Genomic DNA, 21,642 nt, shown 5'->3' with positions numbered 1-21,642 from the left:
TATGCATTTTTCTACATATTTACTACAGGCTTTTGGCAATCAATCTCTGCCCGAGCCTTTGTATCAGAAGTTTCAGATATATCATCAAAACTATCTTGATGCAGCGACAAAAAAATGTTCTTTGGAAAAAGCAGAGGAACTATGTCTACAATGGCTGAAAATTGTGATTGAGGATCTGAAGGATCCTTTTATCTTCCCCCCTTACCATAAGAAAATTCGCTCCCCAATAGATTTATTTAACTTTGGCAAGCAATTTTTCTCAGTCCTTGTAGATGATGAGAATTCTAAAATTTACAATCTTCATCAACTAGATCATATTCAAGAATTTATAGACCGCAAAGATAATGTTATTTTACTTGCAAATCATCAAACAGAATGCGATCCCCAGTTGATGTACTACGCTTTAGGAAAAACCCATCCTAAGCTAGTAGAAAATATGATTTTCGTAGCAGGAGATCGTGTAACTTCCGACCCCCTAGCACGTCCATTCAGTATGGGCTGTGATTTATTATGCATCTATTCAAGACGTCATATTAATAATCCTCCAGAACAAAAGGAAGAGAAGTTACACCATAATCAAAAGAGTATGAAAACATTGAAAACTCTACTTAATGAAGGGGGTAAGTTTATTTACGTAGCTCCTGCAGGAGGTAGAGATAGAAAAACACGTGAAAATCTTCTTTATCCCGCAGAATTTCAACCAGAAAGTGTAGAGATGTTTCGTTTATTAACGAAGGCATCAGGGAGACCTGCTCATTTCTATCCATTCGCATTAAAAACTTATGACATTCTCCCACCCCCACCAACAGTAGAAGATGCTATCGGAGAATATCGAGCAATTTTCTTTGCCCCCCTTTTCTTCAGTTTTGGAGATGAGATTTTACTAGAACATCTATGCTCAGAAGAAGAACTTTCACAATGTGATAAGCATAGTCAACGAGCATTAAGATCAAAAAAAGCATTTTCCATTTTAACACAGCTATATGAGGAATTATAAGAATGAAGTGGAAAGCACTGTCTGTTACTTTACTGTTATCTCTACTAGTAACATCATGCAAACAACACACGCGAACGATCCCCGATCAGTGCCCCCTAAAAGTTCTTACCCCATCTATAGCAAATCAAAAAACTGCCAAGATCATCTGTGCAAATGGCCTCCAATTGCTAATAATTTCCAATCCAGGAATCTCAACTTCAGGAGCAGCTCTAGCGGTAAAGACAGGGAATTCCTCAGATCCTAAAGAATTCCCCGGATTAGCACATCTAACAGAACACTGCGTCTTTTTAGGAAATGAAAAATATCCAAATAGTGATGGTTTTTCTCATTTTTTAAGTAATAATAACGGGACGTACAATGCTTATACAAGCTCCTATACAACAAGTTATCTATTCTCTATAAAGAACTCAGCATTTTCTGAAGCTATCGAACAATTTGTGCACTTATTTATTCAACCTCTTTTCGATCAGGACGACATTGACAGAGAGAAAAATGCGGTACACCAAGAATTCGCTATGCATCCGAATAAAGATCTTCGTCGTGTACATCGTATTCAACAGCTTATTGCCCCTAAAGGACACCCTATCCAAAGATTTGGATGCGGGAATGCCTCTACTTTAGCACAAGTAAGATCCCAGGATATGCACGCGTGGTTTGATCAACATTATCATCCTGAAAATATGATTGCTGTTGTCCATACAACAGAACCAATAGAAAAAGCTGTAAAAGTTTTCCCAAAAATCTTTTCTAAGATTCCTTCTAAGAAAAATAGTCTTCATAAAAAAGCGTTCTCTCCCTCTGAAGAGGATTTCTCATCGGGGAAACTTTATATTAATTCCGCTGTAGAGCCTACAGCAAGTATAAAGATTTACTGGCATCTCTATAACACATCTCAAGCTCCTCTCGGTTGTTATGCAGCCCTTGCTTATGTGTTAAATCACGAAGCAACAGACAGTCTCGTCTCTTTATTAAAAGAAGAAAAACTTATTACAGAGTTTGATTCTGGATTTTATAAAACTTCAGAAAGCACAGGAAATTTCACTATCTATTATCAGCTGACTGAAAAAGGAGAGAGGGAATACTCAAAGGTATTACTTCATACCTTTAAATACCTACATCAAATCCAAAAACAAGGAATTCCTGAATATTGTTTGAAAGACATTTCTACAATCAACGCCCTAGAATATTGTTACAGTTCAAAAACAGAGCTCTTTAGAACTCTCCAAGGACAAATCTCAGATCTTATAGATGAGGATTTAACTACCTACCCATATCAGTCACTCGTTTATCCACAATACTCTTTCGAAGAAGAACAAGATATCCTGACGATTCTTTCTGATCCCTATCAAGCCCGTTATGTGTTATCAACAAAAAATCCTGAAAATTGGCAAGATGCAACAAAGCATTATGACAGCATTTTTAAAATGGATTATTATGAAAAATCTCTACCAGATTTGGAATCTTATAAACAGGCGTCTGTACAAGAGCGCATGGCTCTACCTCAACCAAACATCTATATTCCGAAAAATATTGAAGTTTCAGACGCACCTAAAATAGACAACAAGGAATTCCCTTTCAAACCTCAGCTAGCCTATGAAGATCTCGGTCTTACCTTCTACTATTGTGAAGATCATTTCTATACAATGCCCAAGCTTACTATAAATTTGCGGATGCGTTCTCCTAATATCTCTAGGAAGGATATCCGTTCATTAATAGCTACAGATCTATGTTCCTTAGCAATTAATGAAAATCTCCTTAAGCAATACTATCTAGCAGCTCAAGCCGGTCTTTTCTTCTCCACCTCTTTACGTGGAGATGGGTTGAATTTAGAAATCACTGGATATAATGCAACAGCACCTATCCTCTTGAAATCTATTTTATCTTCACTAAAACCCTCTATAAATCAAGAGAGATTCGATATACATAAGCAACAGCTTATAGAAACCTATCAAAGAAAAATCTCAGAATGCCCTATACGAGCAGGTATGGATAGGCTTTGGTCTTATACCCTAAACGATGTCTACTCCTATCATGATAAATTGACTGCACTACAAACTATGGATTTTGAAGAAGTAGAAAACTTTTCAAAAATCATGTTCGATCAACTGCATGTTGAGGCTATGGCTCTTGGACCTCCCTCAAAGAAGCAAGAACAAGAATTAGTAACCATTGTTCAAGATTTCGTCTCCTCCTACCCTAAGTATAAAGCAGATTCTTTCTATTATCAAAGACAAGACAAAGAAATCTCGAATATAAAAATAGATTACCCTCTATCTGGGAATGCTATGCTATTAGTTCTTCAGGATAAACACTCCTCTTCTGTTGAGCATATTGTTGCAACAGAAATGATGTTTAAATGGTTACACCACATAGCCTTTGCTCATTTGCGAACAGAACAACAATTAGGTTATGTCATAGGGGCGTGTTATCACGAACCTTTATTGTGTCCTTCAGGTCTATTTTATATCCGTTCTAATGCCTACACACCTCAAGAGCTGGTAATAAAAACAAAAACATTCATTGAAGCAGTTGCTATATCTCCAGAGAAATTTGGAATGTCTAAGCAGTATTTTTCTGATTTAAAAGACGCTTATATAAAAAATATCACTGATCCCACATATTCCTTAGAGTCCATGGGATCAGCTTTATTTTCCTTGGCCTTTGAAAAAGCTTCTGTACAATTCTCGCTTCCTAATGAAAAGATTATTGCCGCTAAAGCTATGGATTACGCGACCTTCAAAACTTATTGCCAAGAATTTCTCAATCAAAAACTAGGATCAGAAATTCCAGTATATATTCATGGGAAAGACCGTTAGGTTTTTCCTATCTAAAGAAACAATAAATGAATTCAGGGATATCTCTGAGAAACCAAAATGTCATTAGAGATATTATCGATGGTCCTAAAGCAAATAAGAATAACCATCCTAAAGATAATGATGAAGATGGAAATGACGGCCTTAAGATGAGATAGCCCACGATATTTGGCATATTCGAAATAATTGTAAGCCCTCCTGCAGACATACATCCAGCTATAACAAGATAAAGGAAACAATCTGTAGCTACAGGAAGGTTATGAACGAGATAATTCACCAAAGCATTATCTAAGAATATAGATAGGGTATATGAAGTAATCATATAGCCAAAATCTGACATTCTATGCATCAGCTCTAAAACCCACCATTCTTGAAGTTCTCCAAAAATCACAAGACCCGCATAAAACAGCCCTACAAAACAAACTTTCGAAATATTGATCGCATGCTGATAGAAAATAGTAAATTTCTGAAATCCTAAATAAAATATTAAAATAGCGGCCATTAATAATGGTACAGATCTAGCTAAGATTACAGAGCCAACAAGAACAATATGAACAAAAATAATCCATTTCGGGACTCGTTCATTCATCATAGAAGGATTGGTTACTACCTTAGGGAAGTGATTAAATTCCTTTCTAAAAATAAGATAGTAAATAGTTGTCGATAATAAGATGGAAATTACAGATTTCCAACAGAAATACTTTAAAATAAAACTATTTCCCCATTTCACTGAGGGCAAAATAATAAATAGAGCTCTAGAGGATAGTGCTGATGTTAATCCTCCCATAGAAATATTAGAAAATAGCAATCCCATCGTTGCGTAAGCAAAACGCGGAGATGGAGAAAATTTATAAAAGTTCCTAACGAGCAACGTCGCAGCAATAATCATAGCCCCTGTTTCTTTAAGAAGCACTGCAGATAGTGGTGAGGCTATCATCAGAGTCCACCACCAACATCGCGGAGACTGTCGACCTATTTTTGCAATATTTGAAAAAATACGTTCTGAGAAATAGACAATAGGTCGAGATTCAAGAAGAATGAGCATAATAACAATAAAGAGAGAGAATACATAATTCCTGCTATTGAAATAACTCATAGTCACTCTATAGCCCTCAGAATAGAGAAACCATAGAAACAGAGGAGCTGCCCAGAGAACGAAAACTAGCTCTACCCTACTTATCAACCGATAGAATTCACTTAGCCAAAGATATTTCTTCCATCTTTCAGGAAATACCATTTTCTTATGCTGATATAATTGACACTGACTGAACAGCCAAGGCGTAAGAAACGTATGTAATATCGAAAAGAAAAAAAGTAGAGCCGCCCCTGTCTTCAAGGATGAAGAATACTGAGGTAAAATCATAAACAACCTAGGAGACGCCAATTCTTATAATTAGCCATAGTGATATTTTGAGTAAAAATAAAGACTCAAAAACCTTTTCGTGAAAGTAGGGTGAACAATTGAGAATTTTCTCTCTGTTAAAAATAGAATGTAGGAAAGAAATTGTAAAAAATTTTTTATTTCTATAAGTAAAAGAAAGAGATGAGGGTCTAACTATGTCGCATACAATTACATTACTGACTACTGACAACAATACTGACGAGATTAAAAAAGCTCTTCAACGAATTACTTCTGCGTCTTCGTGTGTTCTTAAGTCTTCACCTGAGCAGGAAAACGCTGATCAGCCATATGAAGTTTGCCAAGCTGAAAGTGCCCTTTCTGTAGAAGCAAGTAAGATAGCTTCTGTTGCCGAAGGCACGCTATTATCTTGTTGTTGTAAATAAATTATTTGGATCCAGAAACCATTCACAGCTATGTTTGCTCAGGCTATTTACAAGCAAACCGTGACTATCTTGAATAGTAGTGTGAATAGCTTTAGCTACAGAAGGATCTGTTTCCATTTCTCTGGGATAGCTTACAAATAAAGTTGCCCCAGCTCCAGACATATTGACATGAGCATGAAAAGGACTCCACATCCTTTTTAGCATTTGTTTTTTCTCTTCAAGATCCTTACGAAAACGAAATACGGATTTCTCTAAATCATTTTCTCTCGTGTATAAAGCTATATCTTCTTTCCTATGAGAAAAATCATCGGGATGCACATAAGAAAAAGCGTCTTTAGTAAGCACTCCTTTATCAGAAAAATATAGTACATATCTCTCTTCACAATTGTAATCTTCATAGGGGAGAATCTCTTCACCACAACTTATGCCTATGGCAGATCCTGATGAAAAAAATAAAGGTACATCCATACCTATCTTTTTCCCCAATTCTTGAAGTACTTCGTTGGATAATTTTGTCTGAAAATGCTTATTTAAAGCATAAAGTGCTGTTGCAGCATTGCTGCTACCACCACCTATACCAGCTCCTATAGGAATACGCTTGTGCAATCTCCAAGTTACAGGATCATTTACCTGAGTGTAGTCTCTAAAAGTCTGAAGACTTTTCCATATAAGGTTCTGTGGAGCACTTAATTCTGGTAGATTGCAAATAAGAGTATCTTCGTTGCTACTCTCTAAATACAGATTATCTCCGAAATCAATAATTTGATACTGCGTGGTCATCTCATGGAAACCATGAGAAGTCTTTCCGTGAAGCTTTAAAAAAAGATTTAGCTTTGCTGGAGAAAAAAGATCCATAAAACTGCTTTTTTATAGGTGAGAAGTATTCTCCCCTCACCTTAAATGCCTAGTTTGATTCTTCAGCAGCTATCTCTTCTTGAGCTGGCTGTTGATTAAGAACGGTGATATATGAACTTTCAGAAGACACTTCAACAAATAAAGTCGCGGTAACATCTTCTTTAAGTTTCAAAGGCACACTTTTTTTCCCGAGATTCTTAATTGCGTAATGAGAATGTGGGAAATTCTTACGTGTAAGGATAATATTTTTCTTAGCTGCCTCATCAATAATATCACTAATTGTGACAGAACCATACATGTTGTTATCTGGGTCTACACGAACCTGAAACTCAAGAATAACATTTCTGAGGGCTTCTGCTAATTTCTCAGACTCTGCTCTATCTTCTGCAGCACGTAATAGCCGTTCTTCTTTTAGCTTCGCCTGCAATCGTAAAGTGCCTGCTCCGGCTATAACAGCCTTTCTTTGAGGCATAAGATAGTTACGGATATATCCAGGACGTGCAGTTACGATATCGCCACTACGGCCTAAACCATCAACATCCTCGAGTAAAAGTAGTTGTTGTTTCATATTGTCTCTCTTCCTCTAAATTAATCTTCTGCTACAAAAGGTAGTAACCCTATATGACGCGCTCTCTTAATGGCTAGGGTAAGTGTACCTTGGAAGCGGGAAGAGACACCTGTAATTCTTCTAGGTAAGATCTTACCTCTTTCCGTAATGAATTTTTTTAAAGTTTCCGTATCTTTATAATCGATTGTTTTCCAACCTGCGGAAACAAAAGGGCATTTTTTATTAAAACGCTTCCTTCTGTGTTCATTATTATGAACAGGCTTATTCATGTTTTTCTCCTTAAAAAATTATTCTGGTAACGATGCGAACTCTAACACTTCTTTAACCGCATCAGTTTTAAGGGTTAAAAATCTGAGAAGATCTTCATTAAGATGATATTCTTTCCATAATTCGGCTATTACTCCGGGAACTACTGTAAAATAGATAAGATAGTAGTAACCTTCTCTGGCTCCACGAATAGTATATGCCAATTTTTTGCGTCCTTGATCATGAATTTTTAGAATTTCACCACCATAATTTGTGATACCTGAAGTTACCTTCTCCAAAGCTTTGCGTCTAGCTTCCTCACTCAGAGTAACGCTAAATACATACGCCCCTTCGTAAAGTTGGGCTCTTTTTTCTTTCATTAAAAACTCCTAAACATAGCTAGAGTAGTTTATTTCCCTAAGATATCCTAGTCTATAAAAATTACTTATAGGATCCCTTAGGCAGTTTGAGTCCCAGAACACCATTGAGAAAATAACGCACTGGCCTCGATAAATAAAGATTGTATTCCAATCTGTTCTTCTTCAGTAAACTTTCCGAGAACGAAGTCTGACAACTCTATATCTTCTCTTTGAGGTCGACCTACACCTAAACGCATTTGCCAGTAATCATTCGACCCTAAGCTTTGCGTGATACTTTTTATACCCTTGTGACCGCCGCCGCCGGCATTCTGTCGGAGACGCACATTACCGAAAGGTTGATTCACATCATCAGCGAGAACTAAAATACGGTCCGTGGCAACATTATAATATTCCTTAACCACTGAAACAGCCTTGCCACTTAGGTTAACATAAGTCTTAGGCTTAATAAAAACCATGGGGCCTTGAGGCGATTCCACTTTGGCAATATCAGAAAATAACTTATGAGCTTCTTTAAATTGAGCTCCAGAAAATCCTTGAAGCAGCCTGTCAATAAAGAGGAACCCTATATTATGCCGCGTCCATGTATATTGACGCCCCGGATTCCCTATAGCAACAATCAGCATCGTCATAATTAAAATTATCTTCTAGATACTGTTACAACAACTTCCTTCAAAGAAGTAACCGGACGAAGTCCTGCGGGGATATTGATATCAGCCAATTTCTTTGTCTGAGACAATCCCAATGACCGGACATCCAATTCTAAGTAAGGTACAATATCTTTAGGTTTACACACGACGCGTAAAGCACGGATAACTTGTCTTAAGGACCCACCTAATTTAACGCCGACACAATCCACAGCATTAATACAGCGAATTGGAATATTTAATTTCACATCACGATCTTCTATAAGTTCTTCAAAATCTAAGTGAATTACTCTGTATGAGGTAACTTGATATTGAATATCTTTAACCAGGGCCTTAATCGTACGGCCTTCGTAAGACAAAGAAAAAATTGTAGAAGATAGCGCACCGCTTTCTAGACCAGATAAAAATTTACCAAATACGTGAGCGTCAACAACGATATTAGCTAAGCTCTTTCCGCCTGAATAAATAACAGCAGGGATTCCTCCTGTTTGACGAATTTTTTTAAGCAAAGATTTTTTATCAGTCTCGCGACTTGTAACTACGAGCTCCATAATGTGCTATTCTCCATAATCTTGAGCTAAAAGAACCCTCAGCCAAACACTGACTCCTAGAGCTAAAATGTGTTTTACTAGGGACCGTCGACTGTCATGTCTAGAACATATATCTGAACAGTTTTCGAGGCAAAATTATAGCTCTATCTCGGAAAAAGTCAATCTTTTCCCTAAAATGAGATTTTCCTTAACAAAACAGCAAAAAATAACGTGGATAGTCAAAAAAAGAAATAACAAGAAACCTTGGGGTGAAAGGATTCGAACCTCCGATGCACGGTACCAAAAACCGCTGCCTTACCGCTTGGCTACACCCCAACATCAGGCTACAGTTTATCTAATCTTCAGTTTTTGAAAATAGGAAAATTACAAAGTCATTAAGAATTTTACCATAACGTCAAACTATTGCGTCAAAAAATAGGCCTTTTCGTCTTGTGATTTTTGTTCTTTGCTTGGTATGACGCATAGATAAGCTGTGAAAAGAGAAAGTCATGAAAATCATACAAGCTACAGTCGAGTTTGCTCCTTTTATTAAAGCTGGTGGTTTAGGTGATGCTGTTTATGGTTTATCAAAAGCATTATCTGTAAATCATGATATTGAAATATTACTTCCTTTTTTTCCTCTCATTACTCCCTCTTTCTCCTCTCAAGTAATTGATGAGAAAGTTTTTTCTTATGAATTTTTAGGAAGACAGAGCGCCTCTTCTATTTCCTATTCCTATGAAGGAATGATTCTTACAATAATTAAATTGGATTCTCAATTAGATCTTTTCTCAACATCGACTATTTATACTGAGGACGATACATTACGTTTCAGCGCTTTTTCGGCTGCGACAGCAGCCTATATTCAAAAATTAGAGCGTGTTGACATCGTACATATGCATGATTGGCATATGGGACTCTTAGCAGGACTTTTAAAAGAACCCAATCTCCCACATTATCCAAAAAGAATTTTTACAATTCACAACTTTAGTTATCGGGGTTATTGCAGTACACAATTACTAGGAGCATCTGGAATCAGTGATTTCGGGTTGAGTAACTATCAATTATATAGAGACCCACAAATAAGTGTGTTACTCAAAGGTGCTCTATATTGTTCTGATTATATTACAACTGTGTCCCCCACATACGCTCAGGATATGCTTAATGATTATTCCGATTATGAAATGCACGATGCTTTGATGGCTAAACGTCATGTTTTCTGTGGGATTTTAAATGGTATAGATGAAGATATCTGGAATCCCGAAACAGACTCTTCTTTGGCTGTGAATTATAGTAAGGATTTACTTGAGACCCCTGACATCTTATTCACAAAGAAAGAAGAAAATAAAACAACATTATATGAAAAATTAGGACTCTCTTCTGAATATTCTCCTCTGATGTGTGTAATCTCCCGTATCGTAGAACAAAAAGGTCCTGAATTTATGAAAGCTGCTATTCTTCATGCTATGGAAAATAGCTACTCCTTAATTATCTTAGGAACATGTTATGATGAAGAAATTCAACGCCAATTTACAAATCTACAAGAATCGTTAACAACTTCTCCAAATATTCGAATTATCTTAGATTACAATGATCCTCTAGCCCGATTAGTTTACGGGGCTGCAGATATGATCTGCATTCCATCCCATTTCGAACCTTGTGGTCTCACTCAACTCATTGGAATGCGTTACGGAACAGTACCCTTAGCTAGATCTACTGGAGGTCTTGCTGATACTGTTGTTACAGGAATTAACGGTTTTACCTTTTCTCAGACAGATAATTTTAACGACTTTCTTCGCATGCTAACTCTAGCAGTCACTACCTACAGACACGAACCAGACGTATGGTTTCAAATTGTAGAAGAAGGTATGTTGCGGTCTTCAGGACTAACAACAATGGGTATGCATTATTTGGGAATCTATAATTCTCTATTATGATCTTTAGATTTTCCTCTTTGTAATACATGATTTTTATTCACCCAGAAGTACTCAACTCCTGAACATACAGAATAAATAGCAACAATAGAACCTACTACCGAAGCGAATAATTCCAAATCACTTTCAGAAATCATTCCTAGTGAGTGAGGAATCATAGCAAGTAAAATCAATAAAAAGCTTATACCTTGTAAAATAGCTTTTAACTTCCCGCTCGCTCTAGCTGCAAGGACAACTCCTCGAAAAGCACACACTGTGCGTAATGTACTAATTACAGAATCTCTAGCTAAAAATATGAAAACAAGAATTAAAGGAAGATTCACAGGGGGCTGAGTGAACGTTAGATAGAGAGAAATTCTATAAATACTATCTGCCATCGGATCAAGAAGCTTTCCTAAATCTGTGACTTGAGAAAATTTCCTAGCTATATAGCCATCAATAGCATCTGTAAGCTCTGAGAGCCCTAAAAGAGCGAGTAAAACATATGGAAGAACTACAGGAGTAATTCCGAGCCACTTTCCTTTAAGATAGAGTAGCATGAAAATTGGCGTTATAAATAGCCGGGAAAAAGTTAGATAATTAGGCAGTCCCACCCCATACCTCTATCAAAAAATTACTTAAACCGGAACTTCAGCACTAAACGAATGCCTAAAAAACAAATTAAATAGATAAGAATTAGAGCGCAAGTACCGAATGTTATAATGATGAAAAAACTATTTTTTGAAGACCGTATTTTTTCTATAGTATGCTCCCTAGTTCTTCTCTTAGTATTGTTTGTTTTTATTTGTAGTGGTATCTTTGCCTTTATTCCTAGAAAAAATCTATATTTCAGATGTCGTCTGATATTTGAATAAACAGATTGTTTCAGACCTTATTTTTTATCGGAGTTTTATCATGTCACAACCTCTTACTTTACAAGCTATGATTGCTAAAATTTTGCAGTTCTGGAGCGAGCAGGGGTGTGTGATTCATCAAGGTTATGATTTAGAAGTAGGTGCGGGGACATTTAATCCAGCAACTTTTCTACGCGCTTTAGGACCTGAGCCCTATAAAACTGCATACGTGGAGCCCTCAAGACGCCCTCAAGACGGTCGCTATGGCATGCATCCTAACCGCCTACAGAACTACCATCAACTTCAAGTCATTCTTAAACCTGTCCCCACAGACTTTCTCTCTTTGTATAAAGAGTCTTTGCAAATTATTGGTTTGGATCTTCGCGAACATGATATTCGTTTTGTTCATGATGATTGGGAAAATCCTACGATTGGTGCGTGGGGTTTAGGTTGGGAAGTATGGCTAAATGGCATGGAGATTACCCAGTTAACCTATTTCCAAGCTATAGGAAGTAAGCCTCTCGATACAATTAGCGGTGAGATTACGTATGGTATCGAGAGAATCGCTATGTATTTACAAAAGAAAAATTCTATTTTTGATGTATTATGGAATGATGAGCTCACCTATGGGGATATTACTCAAGCTTCTGAAAAAGCATGGAGTGAATATAATTTCGATGTCGCTAATACACAAATGTGGCTAAAACACTTTGAAGATTTTGCTCAAGAAGCACTCGCCACTTTAGATCAAGGTCTACCAGCTCCTGCTTATGACTTTGTCATCAAAGCATCCCATGCTTTTAATATTCTTGATGCTCGAGGTGTAATTTCTGTTACAGAACGTACACGTTACATTACTAGAATTCGTCAATTAGCCCGTGCTGTTGCGGATGGTTATGTAGATTGGCGAGCTGCTTTAAATTACCCATTGTTGCACAAGTGGGCGGCTCATAAAGATATAGCCCCACAAACTCTTCCCTGCCCTAAAATTGCAAAAGCAGAAAATCTTTTATTAGAAATTGGTTCTGAAGAATTGCCAGCAACCTTTGTTCCCATTGGGATTCAACAGTTAGAATCTTTAGCAAAGAAGCTTTTGTCTGATTATAATATTGGTTATGAAAATCTGGAGGTCTTAGGATCTCCAAGAAGACTTGCTCTACTAGTTTATAAATTAGAACCCACAGCTGTGCAAAAGGCTGTTGAGAAAAAAGGGCCTGCAATCTCTTCATTATTTAGTGATTCCGGAGAGGTTACTCTACAGGGAGAACAATTTTTTGCTTCTCATAATATGCCTATCCGTCATTACGATGATCTCTCTCAATACTCTCTATTCGAAATTCGCGAAATTAATTCTGTAAATTATCTATTCCTTCTACATCCTGAAGAGCATAAAGATACTGCAACAATCTTAGCTAATGAATTACCAAAACTCATTCATTCTATGAAATTCCCTAAGAAGATGGTCTATGATGATAGTGGTGTAGAATACGCACGACCTATCCGCTGGATAGTATCCCTATATGGAACATCTATTCTTCCTTTCTCTTTTGGGAAAGTAGCAGCTTCAGATACCTCTTGTGGTCATCGACAACTAGATCCCAGGAAAGTTCCTATTCCTTCTTGTGAACGTTATATTGATACTTTACGTGATGCTTGTGTAATAGTTTCGCATAAAGAACGGCGAGAAATTATCGAACAGGGATTAAAATCACATAGTTCTGACAATATTTCTCCGATTGCGAATCCTCGTTTACTTGAAGAAACAGTTTTCCTTACCGAACATCCTTTTGTTACGTGCGCGCAGTTTGATCAAAAGTTCTGTGCACTACCTAAGGAATTGTTAATCGCTGAAATGGTAAATCATCAAAAATATTTTCCTACACAAAATGCTTCGGGAGAGATTACTAATCAGTTTATTTTAGTATGCGATAATTGTCCTAACGACATTATCATTGAGGGAAATGAAAAAGCCCTAACTCCTCGCCTTACCGATGGAGATTTTCTTTTTGCTCAGGATCTGAAAACGTCATTAGCTACCTTTGTGGACAAGCTAAAAGCTGTTACCTACTTTGAAGCTCTCGGTTCTCTTTACAATAAAGTAGAAAGACTAAAAGCGCATAAAGAAATTGTTTACCCACTTATGCCTTTATCTTCTCAAGAAGATATAACAACAGCGATAGAGTTTTGTAAAGCAGACCTAGTCTCCGCTGTTGTTAATGAATTTGCAGAATTACAAGGAATCATGGGAGAATATTATCTAAAGCATGCCGGGCTGTCCTATGCAGCTGCAATAGCAGTGGGAGAACATTTACGTCATATTACTGATGGTCAAACAATCTCCACTACAGGAACGTTATTAAGCATAATAGATCGTTTTGATAATTTACTTTCTTGTTTTATCTTAGACCTACGGCCTACTTCATCTCACGATCCTTATGCTTTGCGTCGTCAATCTTTAGAGATTCTTACATTATTATATGCTTCAGAAGCATCTTTAAATCTCGAGAGTCTCTTACATCATTTAGCAGATAACTTCCCATCCACTATTCAAGGATCCACCTGGGATAAACCTGCGATTATCCATGATATCTTGGCATTCATCTGGGGAAGATTAAAAACCTTCATGGCTTCTTTAGGATTTAGCAAAGATGAAATTGCTACTGTATTTTCTGATACTTCTGAGAAGAATCCTGTAGAGATCATAAAATCAGCAAAAGCAATTCAGAGTATAAAAAATAGTCAAAGAACTGTTCTTGAAAAAATCACAACAACCCATAACCGTTTGAAAAAAATCTTAGCCTCTTTGAAATTCTCTATAAGCACGCATACACCGGCTCAACTTGAGATGCAAGAATCTCGACTTAAAGCAGCCCTCGATCACTTTGACGCGTCTATAAAAATAAAGGATAGTAAAAAAGACTACTTCCTAAGTCTTGGAGAACTTACTGATAGCATCAATACATTCTTAAATGAAGTACATGTTACTAGTGGAGATGAAGCGTTGAAAAACTTACGTATTCATCTATTGCTAATCGCTATGGAAAAATTTTCTTCTTATCATTGGGAGGCACTAAAAATATAAAACTATCTCTAGACATAAAAAAGTGGCTCTATAGATTTTTATCTACGGCCACTTTTCTCACTTTCGTCATTTCGATACATAATCTTAAAGATTAAGTTGAGTGATATCTAGAAGTGTTTCCTGATCTCCATCAACTACGATAGTCACCATGAGGATTCCAGAATTCTCAGGAAATTCCGAACTAGGGAATTTGCTCTTGAAATCTTCAAGTTTTGAAGAATCTTCTACATCACTATCCTCAGGTTGCAAAACGACTATAGTTGCCATACCTTCTAATGAGAAGCCAAAGAAATCACCAAGATCCAACCCATTCTGAATAAGTTCATCCAACACTTGTTTGTGAGTATCGCTCATCAAAACGATAATTAAAGGAATATCTTCTTGTTGGGCGTGTGTTAAAGCTTCGTCATAGTTTTGGAAAACATGAGAAGCAGAACTTTCTAAAATTACAGGACAACTTGTTTCTTCAGTAGCTTGAATAAGCTGACATGGTAGTAACAAACATGATAATAAAGCTAATAAGATACGCATAAAACTACTTTTCCTAATTAAAATGCCCGCTACGATATCACGAAACATAGAAAAAAGATATCCCGATTTTAGAACTGAAATGTCGGGATACCGGTAGAAAAAGAGTTATTTTATTACTAACGCACAGAGATAATAGGTTTTATAGAATTTTCCAAAGGCACTTCGATGGGTGCAATATCCATAATTTTTTCATCATTATCAGTGACAGAAATAGTCACTAGGTAGGTTCCTTTGAGATGTTCAACTTCTGAAAATTGCTTTTTAAATTCTGCAATCTCAGCAAGCATTGGATCAGGAACCGGTGGATAGATTAATAAATTAATACCAGTAGGGCTCAGTACAGCAAACTTTGCGTATTTACTGAGAACAGATTCTTCCATATTTATAGCCATGGTGTATAACGGTTGAAACGCTATTGTTTTTTCATCGCTATATAGGACAATCATAGTATTTTTACCTTCTTGTCTTATCGACATTAGGCAATCATTGTAAGAATAAAATATAGAAGGGTGCTTCATTGAAAGGTCTTCGACTTGCTGGTCGCTTTCCTCTTCTTTCAATGATGTGGAAGTTTCTCCTCCAATGGCTGGCAGGGCTAACAACAGTGAGAGTATAGATAACAAGATGTGCATAAGGCACCTCCATTGCTAGTTTTTTGGAAACATTGGAGGGAAGGATATCAAAGCCTTAGTTTTAAGGATAGTGCATTCTAATTTTAAAATAGTAATAATTTAGATTATCTAATTAAAGTAAATAGAGACCAATCACATGTTATTAATTATCAGGAGCATAGAACGCCATGCCCTGATAATTCTAGAACATAGAAATTTACGATTTTGAATCTACGGAAATTGGAGTGGGGACATTAAGAACTCTCTGCACTCTATCGTGACCTTTAGTATCTATAGTAACAAGGATTATACAAGGCTCTTGAAGGTCTAATTCCCAAAAATGATCCTGAAAATCAGCCATATATAAGACCATGGGATCCATTTTGGGATAAAAATCCTGAGGGCTAATCAAGCCCGGTTGCATAACCACAATATTACATACATTAGATAAATCAGTGGGGAAACAAAGATTCTTTTCAGTGATATCTGTCCAGACTTTTTTGGAAGTCGGATTAAAGTAAACGAATATACAGCATTTACCGCTGTCTCTAGCGTTTCCTAAAGCTTCAGGATATGAATAGTATACTCTTTGGCCATTAGAAAGCTCCACGTACTGTGGGGGAGAGAATTTATCAGAAATAGTATCTTCCTGACCTCTTAAAGGCGACTCTTTACCCCAAGTAGGTAGAGATGCTAATACAAAAAGAACAAAGCAACAAAAACGCATAAACCTATTCCCCGCTTATCAAAATTCACAAAACATACCGCACGAGGATTTCTAATCAATGACCAGCCTCTCCGATATTGCGCAAGCAAAGATAAAATAACGGGGATATAAAATCACTACTTGTAAAAATAATATTACAAAATACGAGAAGAGACTCTAAATTGTACTATTTCTTGCTATCAACGTCTCTAGTTCTAAAGCCTGTTGATTTTGCCATTCTTGAAGCAAAACAGAAGCTCCATAACCAAAGCCGGCAGCTTTAGCAAGCTCGCCAGCGCGGCCAGCTAAGGAACCACAACGCGCAGCCGCTAACCCCATAGCTTCTGAGACAATAATGCCTCGTGTGTGATTTGATTCTGTTATCATGCCTCCAAAGCACAGGGCCCAGGCAAGTATGGGCAAAAGAAACTTGAAAGCTCTCATAAAAACCAACAAATTAATAAATTAACAAGGTAATATTTTATATTAAACTTATTAATTTTTCAATCTTTACAAAGAGTTAATAATTCTTGTCGTTGATATAAATATCTTAGATGAACCCGTATAACTAACACTCCTGAGGATCTAGGAGGGTCACTATAATCCTGTCTTTCCGTAAACGGACATAATCTTCAAGGATAGAAAGTTTTTGTTCCTGAGAATTTTTTGACTGCCCTGATAGAGGATGCCGTTGTTCCCTCCATTGACGATCTGCTAGCTTTTGTAAAGATTGTACAAATACAGTCTCAAGACAATCGGTATTCATGCGTCGTTTTATTAGAAGCTCTATAATTACTTTATCTTCTAACAATGATAAAGCTTCATCAAAAGGAAGGTTACTATGATGTTTTTCGTAATATTCAATCAGATGGGAAAATAACTTCCTACATTCAGAATGTTTGAAATCCATGGCTGTGAAATAATTTTTTGCCGTGTGAGGAATGCTAATGTTATGGGTTTTACAAAATAGCATGCATCGCAAAACATCGGTTTCAATAATTATATCGGAATGGATTTTTGGTAGTTTCTCTTTATTAGCTATGGGAGTTTTAACGGGTGTAATTCCTGATTCTAATTTTGCTAAGGAAAATACCATACTTTCCGGAATCATCATCAAAGAAGCTAATTGCTTAAGATGTTCATATACGACAATAGGATTCCCCCATTTTTTAATTTTCGTAATGCTCTCTTCGATTACCAAGGCTTTTTCTCTTGGGGAAAAATTGGGATAAAGACGAATTTTTTCACTAACAAGGAAAGTAAGATAATCCTCACTTTGATCCAACAACTCTCCAAGCAGTCGGGCTCCTTTATGCAGTAGAAAGGAATCAGGATCCTCACCTTTAGGAAGACGACAGACCATAACAGCGATACCTACCGTCTGACACATGTCTCCAACACGAATAGCGGCTTTTATTCCAGCATCATCTCCATCAAAAAGTAAGTAGGCTTTAAGAACACCTAACTTGCTTAATTCTCTTATGTGATCTTCGGTAAAAGAAGTTCCTTGAGCCGCAAGAGTACAGTTAAATCCCGAATCTATCATCTGCAAGCAATCAGCTTGCCCTTCAACTAAAATGACACGTTTTTCTTTTGCTATTCTTCGTCGAGATAAATGCAATCCGAAAAGAGCTCGAGACTTTTTAAAAATAATAGTTTCAGGAGTATTTACATATTTACTCCCTCGTGTATTTTCCAAAAATTTTCTCGATGAAAACCCTATAGTATGTCCTAGAGAATCATGGACAGGGAAAATGATTCTTCGAGAAAATAAAAACCATTTATTGCCTATAAAGCCTGCAGTTTCGAGTTGTTGTTCAGAAATATCTCTTTCCCGCATTGCTTGGATAAATGAGGTTTGCTCTGGAGCATAGCCCAGGTGAAAACGATCTATAGTATCCGGAGAAAATCCTCGACGATATAGATACTGCAAGGCATCTCTACCCTCAGCAAGTTGATATAAGCAAAAACGAAAAAGTTTTTCTGCTTCACTATTAATTTGACGCAATTCATCTTTAGCTCCTGTAGGGAATGGGGATGGCGTATCCTTAATTTTGACAACAAGATCTACATGAAATTTCTTTGATAAAGTGAGAACAGCTTCACTAAATGTATATCCAAGATGATTCATTAAAAAACTAATGGCATCCCCGTGAGCTCCGCAACCAAAACAATGGTAGTAGGCTCCTGTTGGATTAATAATAAAAGAAGGCGTTTTCTCTATGTGAAAAGGGCAACACGCTTTATAGGTGGCTCCGCTTCTTTTTAAATGGAGGTGTTCCGAAAGCACTTCGATAATATCAATGCTGTGTCTAAGATTATCTAAACTTTCTTCTGTATACATAAGTTATAAGCTTGGCTGTTCCTTGGTTATGCCATATTCACTGCTTTAAATGAAAGACGGCTCATTTTATGAATTAGCAATCAATCAAACTCTAGAAGAAACCCATCTTGATCCCGAAGAATAAATATAGTAATCTACCTAGCTAACGCATAGGAAAATTCGGCAAAATCTCTATGGTCTTTTACATGAGTTTGCTAATCTAACCAACAGTTATTGAATTTATGGAATCCAACATTTCTAAGCGTTGTTTTCCACTCGACTAGGTTAATCTCTAGATAATATTTTTTCTCAAAAGAAGAACTATGACATCAAAAAAACCTACACCTATGATGAAGCAATGGCATCAATGTAAGGAGCAAGCTGGGGAGTCTCTCCTTCTCTTTCGCATGGGGGATTTTTATGAGGCTTTCTATGACGATGCGATTTTGCTCTCTCAAAATTTAGATCTCACCCTTACACAAAGGCAAGGAATCCCTATGAGTGGAATTCCTGTATCTACAATAAATGGGTATATAGATCGTTTGGTAAGTAAAGGATTTAAAGTCGCTGTTGCTGAACAGATTGATGAAGCTCACGACAATAAGGGAAAATCCGAACCCTTATCTAGAGAACTACAAAGATTTGTGACCCCAGGAACATTACTTTCCTCTTCCATACTCCCGGAAAAAGCAAATAATTACATTGTCTCTATTAATCGTGTCGGCGCCCTATTTGGATTTTCGTGTCTGGATTTTTCCACAGGATCGTTTTCATTACAAGAATACGACAACATGAAGGATCTCATTGATGAAATCTGTCGTCTAGCTCCTACAGAAATTTTAAGCTGTGATAAATTTTATAAAAAACATTCTGATATTGTAGAGCAAATCCAGCAACATTTAAAGCTTACCTTATCTACCTATTCTGATTGGGCTTTCGAACATCAATTTGCCACACAAAAATTATCCTCTCATTTCAATGTATCATCCCTAGATGGTTTCGGGCTCAAGGGATTGGTTCCTGCTATTAATGCTGCCGGGGCTTTACTTTCCTATCTTCAAGACAAACTACTTTTACCTGTTGAGCATATTTCCGTACCTAAAACACACGGACATCAAAAACACCTTCTCATAGATACTGCGTCTCAGGTAAATCTTGAGCTCTTGACTCCAATTCATGATCCTCAAGGAAAGAGCTCTCTTTTGCATGTTATGGAGCGTACCTGCACTCCGATGGGGGGCAGATTATTACGCAATACCCTAATAAATCCTTTTTATGATCAAAATGAAATTTTACTACGTCAAGATGCTGTAGAGTTTCTCTTGCATCGTTCGGAATTAAGAAAAAATCTAAGATCTTTCCTCTCTCAAGTACGCGATTTAGAACGTTTGATTACGAAGATCACTACCGAATTAGCGGGTCCTAAAGATGTAGGCATGCTTCGCGATTCATTAAATGCGAGTATGCGTATTTGTGAAATACTTGCTCCTTTATCTTTACCAAGATTCTTCCAGAGAAAATTTATACCTGCTATCGGTATAGCTTCCCTTTTAGCATTGCTTTCCGAAGCACTTTTAGGAGAACTGCCCTTAAGACTCTCTGAAGGAAACATTTTCTCCGATGACCATCATCCTGATCTTAAACGCCTACGCTATACTCGCGAGAATTCCAAAGAATGGCTGTGGCAATATCAAGAAACCATTCGCAAGCAAACAGGAGTTAAAAAACTAAAAGTTTGCTATTCTCAAGTTTTAGGCTATTACATAGAGGTAAGCAGTGACTTTGCTCCTCTATTACCTAAAGAATTTATTCGGCGACAATCACGTCTCCATGCTGAGCGGTTTACAACAGAAAAATTACAAGAATTTCAAGATGACATGCTCAATGTCTCTGATAAACTGCAAACGTTAGAAACTCAATTATTCAAAGATTTGTGTTCCCGAATTCTAGAACAACGCGACGCTATTCTTGGTTTATCCCAGGTAATAGCAGATACAGATTATATTCTTTCTCTTTCCGATCTTGCGGCAGAATATGGCTATTGTCGTCCTGTTGTAGATACTAGTGATTCTCTATCTATATCAGGAGGGATTCATCCTGTTGCACAAACTCTATTAGATAGGGGGACTTTTATCCCCAATGATATAAAAATGCATAGCACACGAACCCGGATGATTTTAATCACCGGACCAAATATGGCTGGAAAATCCACATATATCCGACAAATTGCTCTGCTTGTCATCATGGCACAAATGGGCTCATTCATCCCTGCAAGATCAGCGCATATTGGAATGATTGATAAGATCTTCACGCGTATAGGAGCTGGAGATAATTTATCCAAAGGAATGTCAACATTTATGGTAGAAATGGCAGAAACTGCCAATATCCTACACAATGCTACCGATCGTTCTTTGGTCATTCTTGATGAGGTCGGTCGGGGAACGAGTACTTATGACGGTTTGGCAATTGCACAATCTGTTGTAGAATATCTCTTATTCAATGAAGGCAAAAAAGCTAAAACCCTATTTGCAACGCATTATAAAGAATTAACCGATTTAGAAAATCATTGCCCACATGTAGAAAATTTCCATGCAGGCGTGAGAGAAAATGGTGGACAACCTGTATTTTTATATGAAATTCTTAAAGGGCATTCCCAGAAAAGTTTTGGAATACATGTTGCAAAACTTGCTGGCTTTCCTCTTTGTGTGATATCGAGAGCACAACAAATCTTACGTCAATTAGAAGGCCCAGAAGTGACTTCTAAACAAACCCAAGAAAAAGTACAGCAGCTCACGTTATTTTAA

At 37.0% G+C, this 21,642-nt stretch carries 19 protein-coding genes and 1 tRNA gene; 6 read left to right on the top strand and 14 right to left on the bottom strand.

Annotated features, from left to right (window positions below):
- The first annotated feature begins 1 nt into the window (after position 1).
- Both O1W70_RS03985 and O1W70_RS03980 read left to right on the top strand, forming a co-directional pair.
- Positions 2-997, top strand: a complete 996-nt coding sequence (locus O1W70_RS03985) for a 1-acyl-sn-glycerol-3-phosphate acyltransferase (RefSeq protein WP_332381113.1) — start codon at positions 2-4, stop codon at positions 995-997.
- A 2-nt stretch (positions 998-999) separates the two neighbouring features.
- Entirely contained in the window at positions 1,000-3,813 is a 2,814-nt protein-coding gene (locus tag O1W70_RS03980) for an insulinase family protein (RefSeq protein WP_332381111.1), read from the top strand.
- Positions 3,814-3,820: 7 nt separating this feature from the next.
- Here the strand turns inward: O1W70_RS03980 and O1W70_RS03975 are convergent, their stop codons facing one another.
- On the bottom strand, positions 3,821-5,173 hold the full coding sequence (locus O1W70_RS03975; protein ID WP_332381109.1) for a putative Na+/H+ antiporter: 1,353 nt from the start codon (positions 5,171-5,173) through the stop codon (positions 3,821-3,823).
- A 194-nt stretch (positions 5,174-5,367) separates the two neighbouring features.
- Here O1W70_RS03975 and rbp7 point away from each other — a divergent pair, with 194 nt between their 5' ends.
- The gene (gene rbp7 / locus O1W70_RS03970; protein ID WP_332381106.1) at positions 5,368-5,595 is read left to right on the top strand and encodes a reticulate body protein Rbp-7; all 228 of its coding nucleotides are present in this window, start codon (positions 5,368-5,370) and stop codon (positions 5,593-5,595) included.
- On the opposite strand, the gene ispE is transcribed toward rbp7, so the two are convergent.
- From ispE to O1W70_RS03935, 7 genes are all read right to left on the bottom strand, one after another.
- A complete protein-coding gene (ispE, locus tag O1W70_RS03965; RefSeq protein ID WP_332381104.1) occupies positions 5,575-6,450 on the bottom strand; it encodes a 4-(cytidine 5'-diphospho)-2-C-methyl-D-erythritol kinase in 876 nt (291 codons plus the stop codon). The two genes, rbp7 and ispE, sit on opposite strands and share 21 nt — an antisense overlap.
- Before the next feature lie 49 nt (positions 6,451-6,499).
- Positions 6,500-7,018, bottom strand: coding sequence for a 50S ribosomal protein L9 (rplI, locus tag O1W70_RS03960; protein ID WP_332381102.1), 519 nt, complete (start codon positions 7,016-7,018; stop codon positions 6,500-6,502).
- A gap of 20 nt (positions 7,019-7,038) precedes the next feature.
- Positions 7,039-7,287, bottom strand: a complete 249-nt coding sequence (gene rpsR / locus O1W70_RS03955; protein WP_011006772.1) for a 30S ribosomal protein S18 — start codon at positions 7,285-7,287, stop codon at positions 7,039-7,041.
- 18 nt (positions 7,288-7,305) lie between these two features.
- Entirely contained in the window at positions 7,306-7,644 is a 339-nt protein-coding gene (rpsF, locus tag O1W70_RS03950) for a 30S ribosomal protein S6 (protein WP_117274566.1), read from the bottom strand.
- Between the two features lie 77 nt (positions 7,645-7,721).
- On the bottom strand, positions 7,722-8,273 hold the full coding sequence (pth, locus tag O1W70_RS03945) for an aminoacyl-tRNA hydrolase (protein ID WP_332381099.1): 552 nt from the start codon (positions 8,271-8,273) through the stop codon (positions 7,722-7,724).
- A gap of 8 nt (positions 8,274-8,281) precedes the next feature.
- Positions 8,282-8,839 (bottom strand): 50S ribosomal protein L25/general stress protein Ctc, encoded by a 558-nt coding sequence (locus O1W70_RS03940; RefSeq protein ID WP_332381097.1) that lies wholly within the window; start codon positions 8,837-8,839, stop codon positions 8,282-8,284.
- A 243-nt stretch (positions 8,840-9,082) separates the two neighbouring features.
- Positions 9,083-9,154, bottom strand: a tRNA-Gln gene (locus O1W70_RS03935).
- Positions 9,155-9,327: 173 nt separating this feature from the next.
- Between O1W70_RS03935 and glgA the strand changes: the two genes are divergently transcribed.
- Positions 9,328-10,755 carry a glycogen synthase GlgA gene (glgA, locus tag O1W70_RS03930; protein WP_332381095.1) on the top strand — a complete coding sequence of 476 codons (1,428 nt, stop codon included), beginning with the start codon at positions 9,328-9,330 and terminating at the stop codon, positions 10,753-10,755.
- Here glgA and pgsA read toward each other — a convergent pair.
- Entirely contained in the window at positions 10,737-11,345 is a 609-nt protein-coding gene (pgsA, locus tag O1W70_RS03925; protein WP_332381094.1) for a CDP-diacylglycerol--glycerol-3-phosphate 3-phosphatidyltransferase, read from the bottom strand. The genes glgA and pgsA overlap by 19 nt on opposite strands.
- 301 nt (positions 11,346-11,646) lie before the next feature.
- On the opposite strand from pgsA, the gene O1W70_RS03920 reads away from it, so the two are divergent.
- Positions 11,647-14,667 carry a glycine--tRNA ligase gene (locus tag O1W70_RS03920; RefSeq protein ID WP_332381092.1) on the top strand — a complete coding sequence of 1,007 codons (3,021 nt, stop codon included), beginning with the start codon at positions 11,647-11,649 and terminating at the stop codon, positions 14,665-14,667.
- Positions 14,668-14,751: 84 nt separating this feature from the next.
- Here O1W70_RS03920 and O1W70_RS03915 read toward each other — a convergent pair whose 3' ends face one another.
- The 5 genes from O1W70_RS03915 to dnaG all read right to left on the bottom strand — a co-directional run bounded on the left by O1W70_RS03915 (position 14,752) and on the right by dnaG (position 18,859).
- Entirely contained in the window at positions 14,752-15,198 is a 447-nt protein-coding gene (locus O1W70_RS03915) for a hypothetical protein (RefSeq protein WP_332381189.1), read from the bottom strand.
- 116 nt (positions 15,199-15,314) lie between these two features.
- Positions 15,315-15,830 (bottom strand): hypothetical protein, encoded by a 516-nt coding sequence (locus O1W70_RS03910; RefSeq protein WP_332381090.1) that lies wholly within the window; start codon positions 15,828-15,830, stop codon positions 15,315-15,317.
- 196 nt (positions 15,831-16,026) lie between these two features.
- Positions 16,027-16,536, bottom strand: coding sequence for a hypothetical protein (locus tag O1W70_RS03905; protein WP_332381088.1), 510 nt, complete (start codon positions 16,534-16,536; stop codon positions 16,027-16,029).
- A 156-nt stretch (positions 16,537-16,692) separates the two neighbouring features.
- Positions 16,693-16,959 (bottom strand): hypothetical protein, encoded by a 267-nt coding sequence (locus O1W70_RS03900; RefSeq protein WP_332381086.1) that lies wholly within the window; start codon positions 16,957-16,959, stop codon positions 16,693-16,695.
- Between the two features lie 124 nt (positions 16,960-17,083).
- Positions 17,084-18,859 (bottom strand): DNA primase, encoded by a 1,776-nt coding sequence (gene dnaG / locus O1W70_RS03895; RefSeq protein ID WP_332381085.1) that lies wholly within the window; start codon positions 18,857-18,859, stop codon positions 17,084-17,086.
- 302 nt (positions 18,860-19,161) lie between these two features.
- On the opposite strand from dnaG, the gene mutS reads away from it, so the two are divergent.
- Complete coding sequence (gene mutS / locus O1W70_RS03890; RefSeq protein WP_332381083.1) at positions 19,162-21,642, top strand: DNA mismatch repair protein MutS; 2,481 nt, start codon at positions 19,162-19,164, stop codon at positions 21,640-21,642.

This window comes from Chlamydia sp. 16-02, from assembly GCF_042235055.1.
GTDB lineage: Bacteria > Chlamydiota > Chlamydiia > Chlamydiales > Chlamydiaceae > Chlamydia.
Note: the sequence above shows the minus strand (reverse complement) of the source record. Positions and strands in the feature narration are given on the sequence as shown.

Excerpts from the sequence above, each read along its gene's own strand:
- O1W70_RS03985 (WP_332381113.1), top strand. The coding sequence starts at position 2 with ATGCATTTTTCTACATATTTACTACAGGCTTTTGGCAATCAATCTCTG.
- O1W70_RS03980 (WP_332381111.1), top strand. The coding sequence starts at position 1,000 with ATGAAGTGGAAAGCACTGTCTGTTACTTTACTGTTATCTCTACTAGTA.
- O1W70_RS03975 (WP_332381109.1), bottom strand. The coding sequence starts at position 5,173 with ATGATTTTACCTCAGTATTCTTCATCCTTGAAGACAGGGGCGGCTCTA.
- rbp7 (WP_332381106.1), top strand. The coding sequence starts at position 5,368 with ATGTCGCATACAATTACATTACTGACTACTGACAACAATACTGACGAG.
- ispE (WP_332381104.1), bottom strand. The coding sequence starts at position 6,450 with ATGGATCTTTTTTCTCCAGCAAAGCTAAATCTTTTTTTAAAGCTTCAC.
- rplI (WP_332381102.1), bottom strand. The coding sequence starts at position 7,018 with ATGAAACAACAACTACTTTTACTCGAGGATGTTGATGGTTTAGGCCGT.
- rpsR (WP_011006772.1), bottom strand. The coding sequence starts at position 7,287 with ATGAATAAGCCTGTTCATAATAATGAACACAGAAGGAAGCGTTTTAAT.
- rpsF (WP_117274566.1), bottom strand. The coding sequence starts at position 7,644 with ATGAAAGAAAAAAGAGCCCAACTTTACGAAGGGGCGTATGTATTTAGC.
- pth (WP_332381099.1), bottom strand. The coding sequence starts at position 8,273 with ATGACGATGCTGATTGTTGCTATAGGGAATCCGGGGCGTCAATATACA.
- O1W70_RS03940 (WP_332381097.1), bottom strand. The coding sequence starts at position 8,839 with ATGGAGCTCGTAGTTACAAGTCGCGAGACTGATAAAAAATCTTTGCTT.
- glgA (WP_332381095.1), top strand. The coding sequence starts at position 9,328 with ATGAAAATCATACAAGCTACAGTCGAGTTTGCTCCTTTTATTAAAGCT.
- O1W70_RS03920 (WP_332381092.1), top strand. The coding sequence starts at position 11,647 with ATGTCACAACCTCTTACTTTACAAGCTATGATTGCTAAAATTTTGCAG.
- O1W70_RS03915 (WP_332381189.1), bottom strand. The coding sequence starts at position 15,198 with ATGCGTATCTTATTAGCTTTATTATCATGTTTGTTACTACCATGTCAG.
- O1W70_RS03910 (WP_332381090.1), bottom strand. The coding sequence starts at position 15,830 with ATGCACATCTTGTTATCTATACTCTCACTGTTGTTAGCCCTGCCAGCC.
- O1W70_RS03905 (WP_332381088.1), bottom strand. The coding sequence starts at position 16,536 with ATGCGTTTTTGTTGCTTTGTTCTTTTTGTATTAGCATCTCTACCTACT.
- O1W70_RS03900 (WP_332381086.1), bottom strand. The coding sequence starts at position 16,959 with ATGAGAGCTTTCAAGTTTCTTTTGCCCATACTTGCCTGGGCCCTGTGC.
- dnaG (WP_332381085.1), bottom strand. The coding sequence starts at position 18,859 with ATGTATACAGAAGAAAGTTTAGATAATCTTAGACACAGCATTGATATT.
- mutS (WP_332381083.1), top strand. The coding sequence starts at position 19,162 with ATGACATCAAAAAAACCTACACCTATGATGAAGCAATGGCATCAATGT.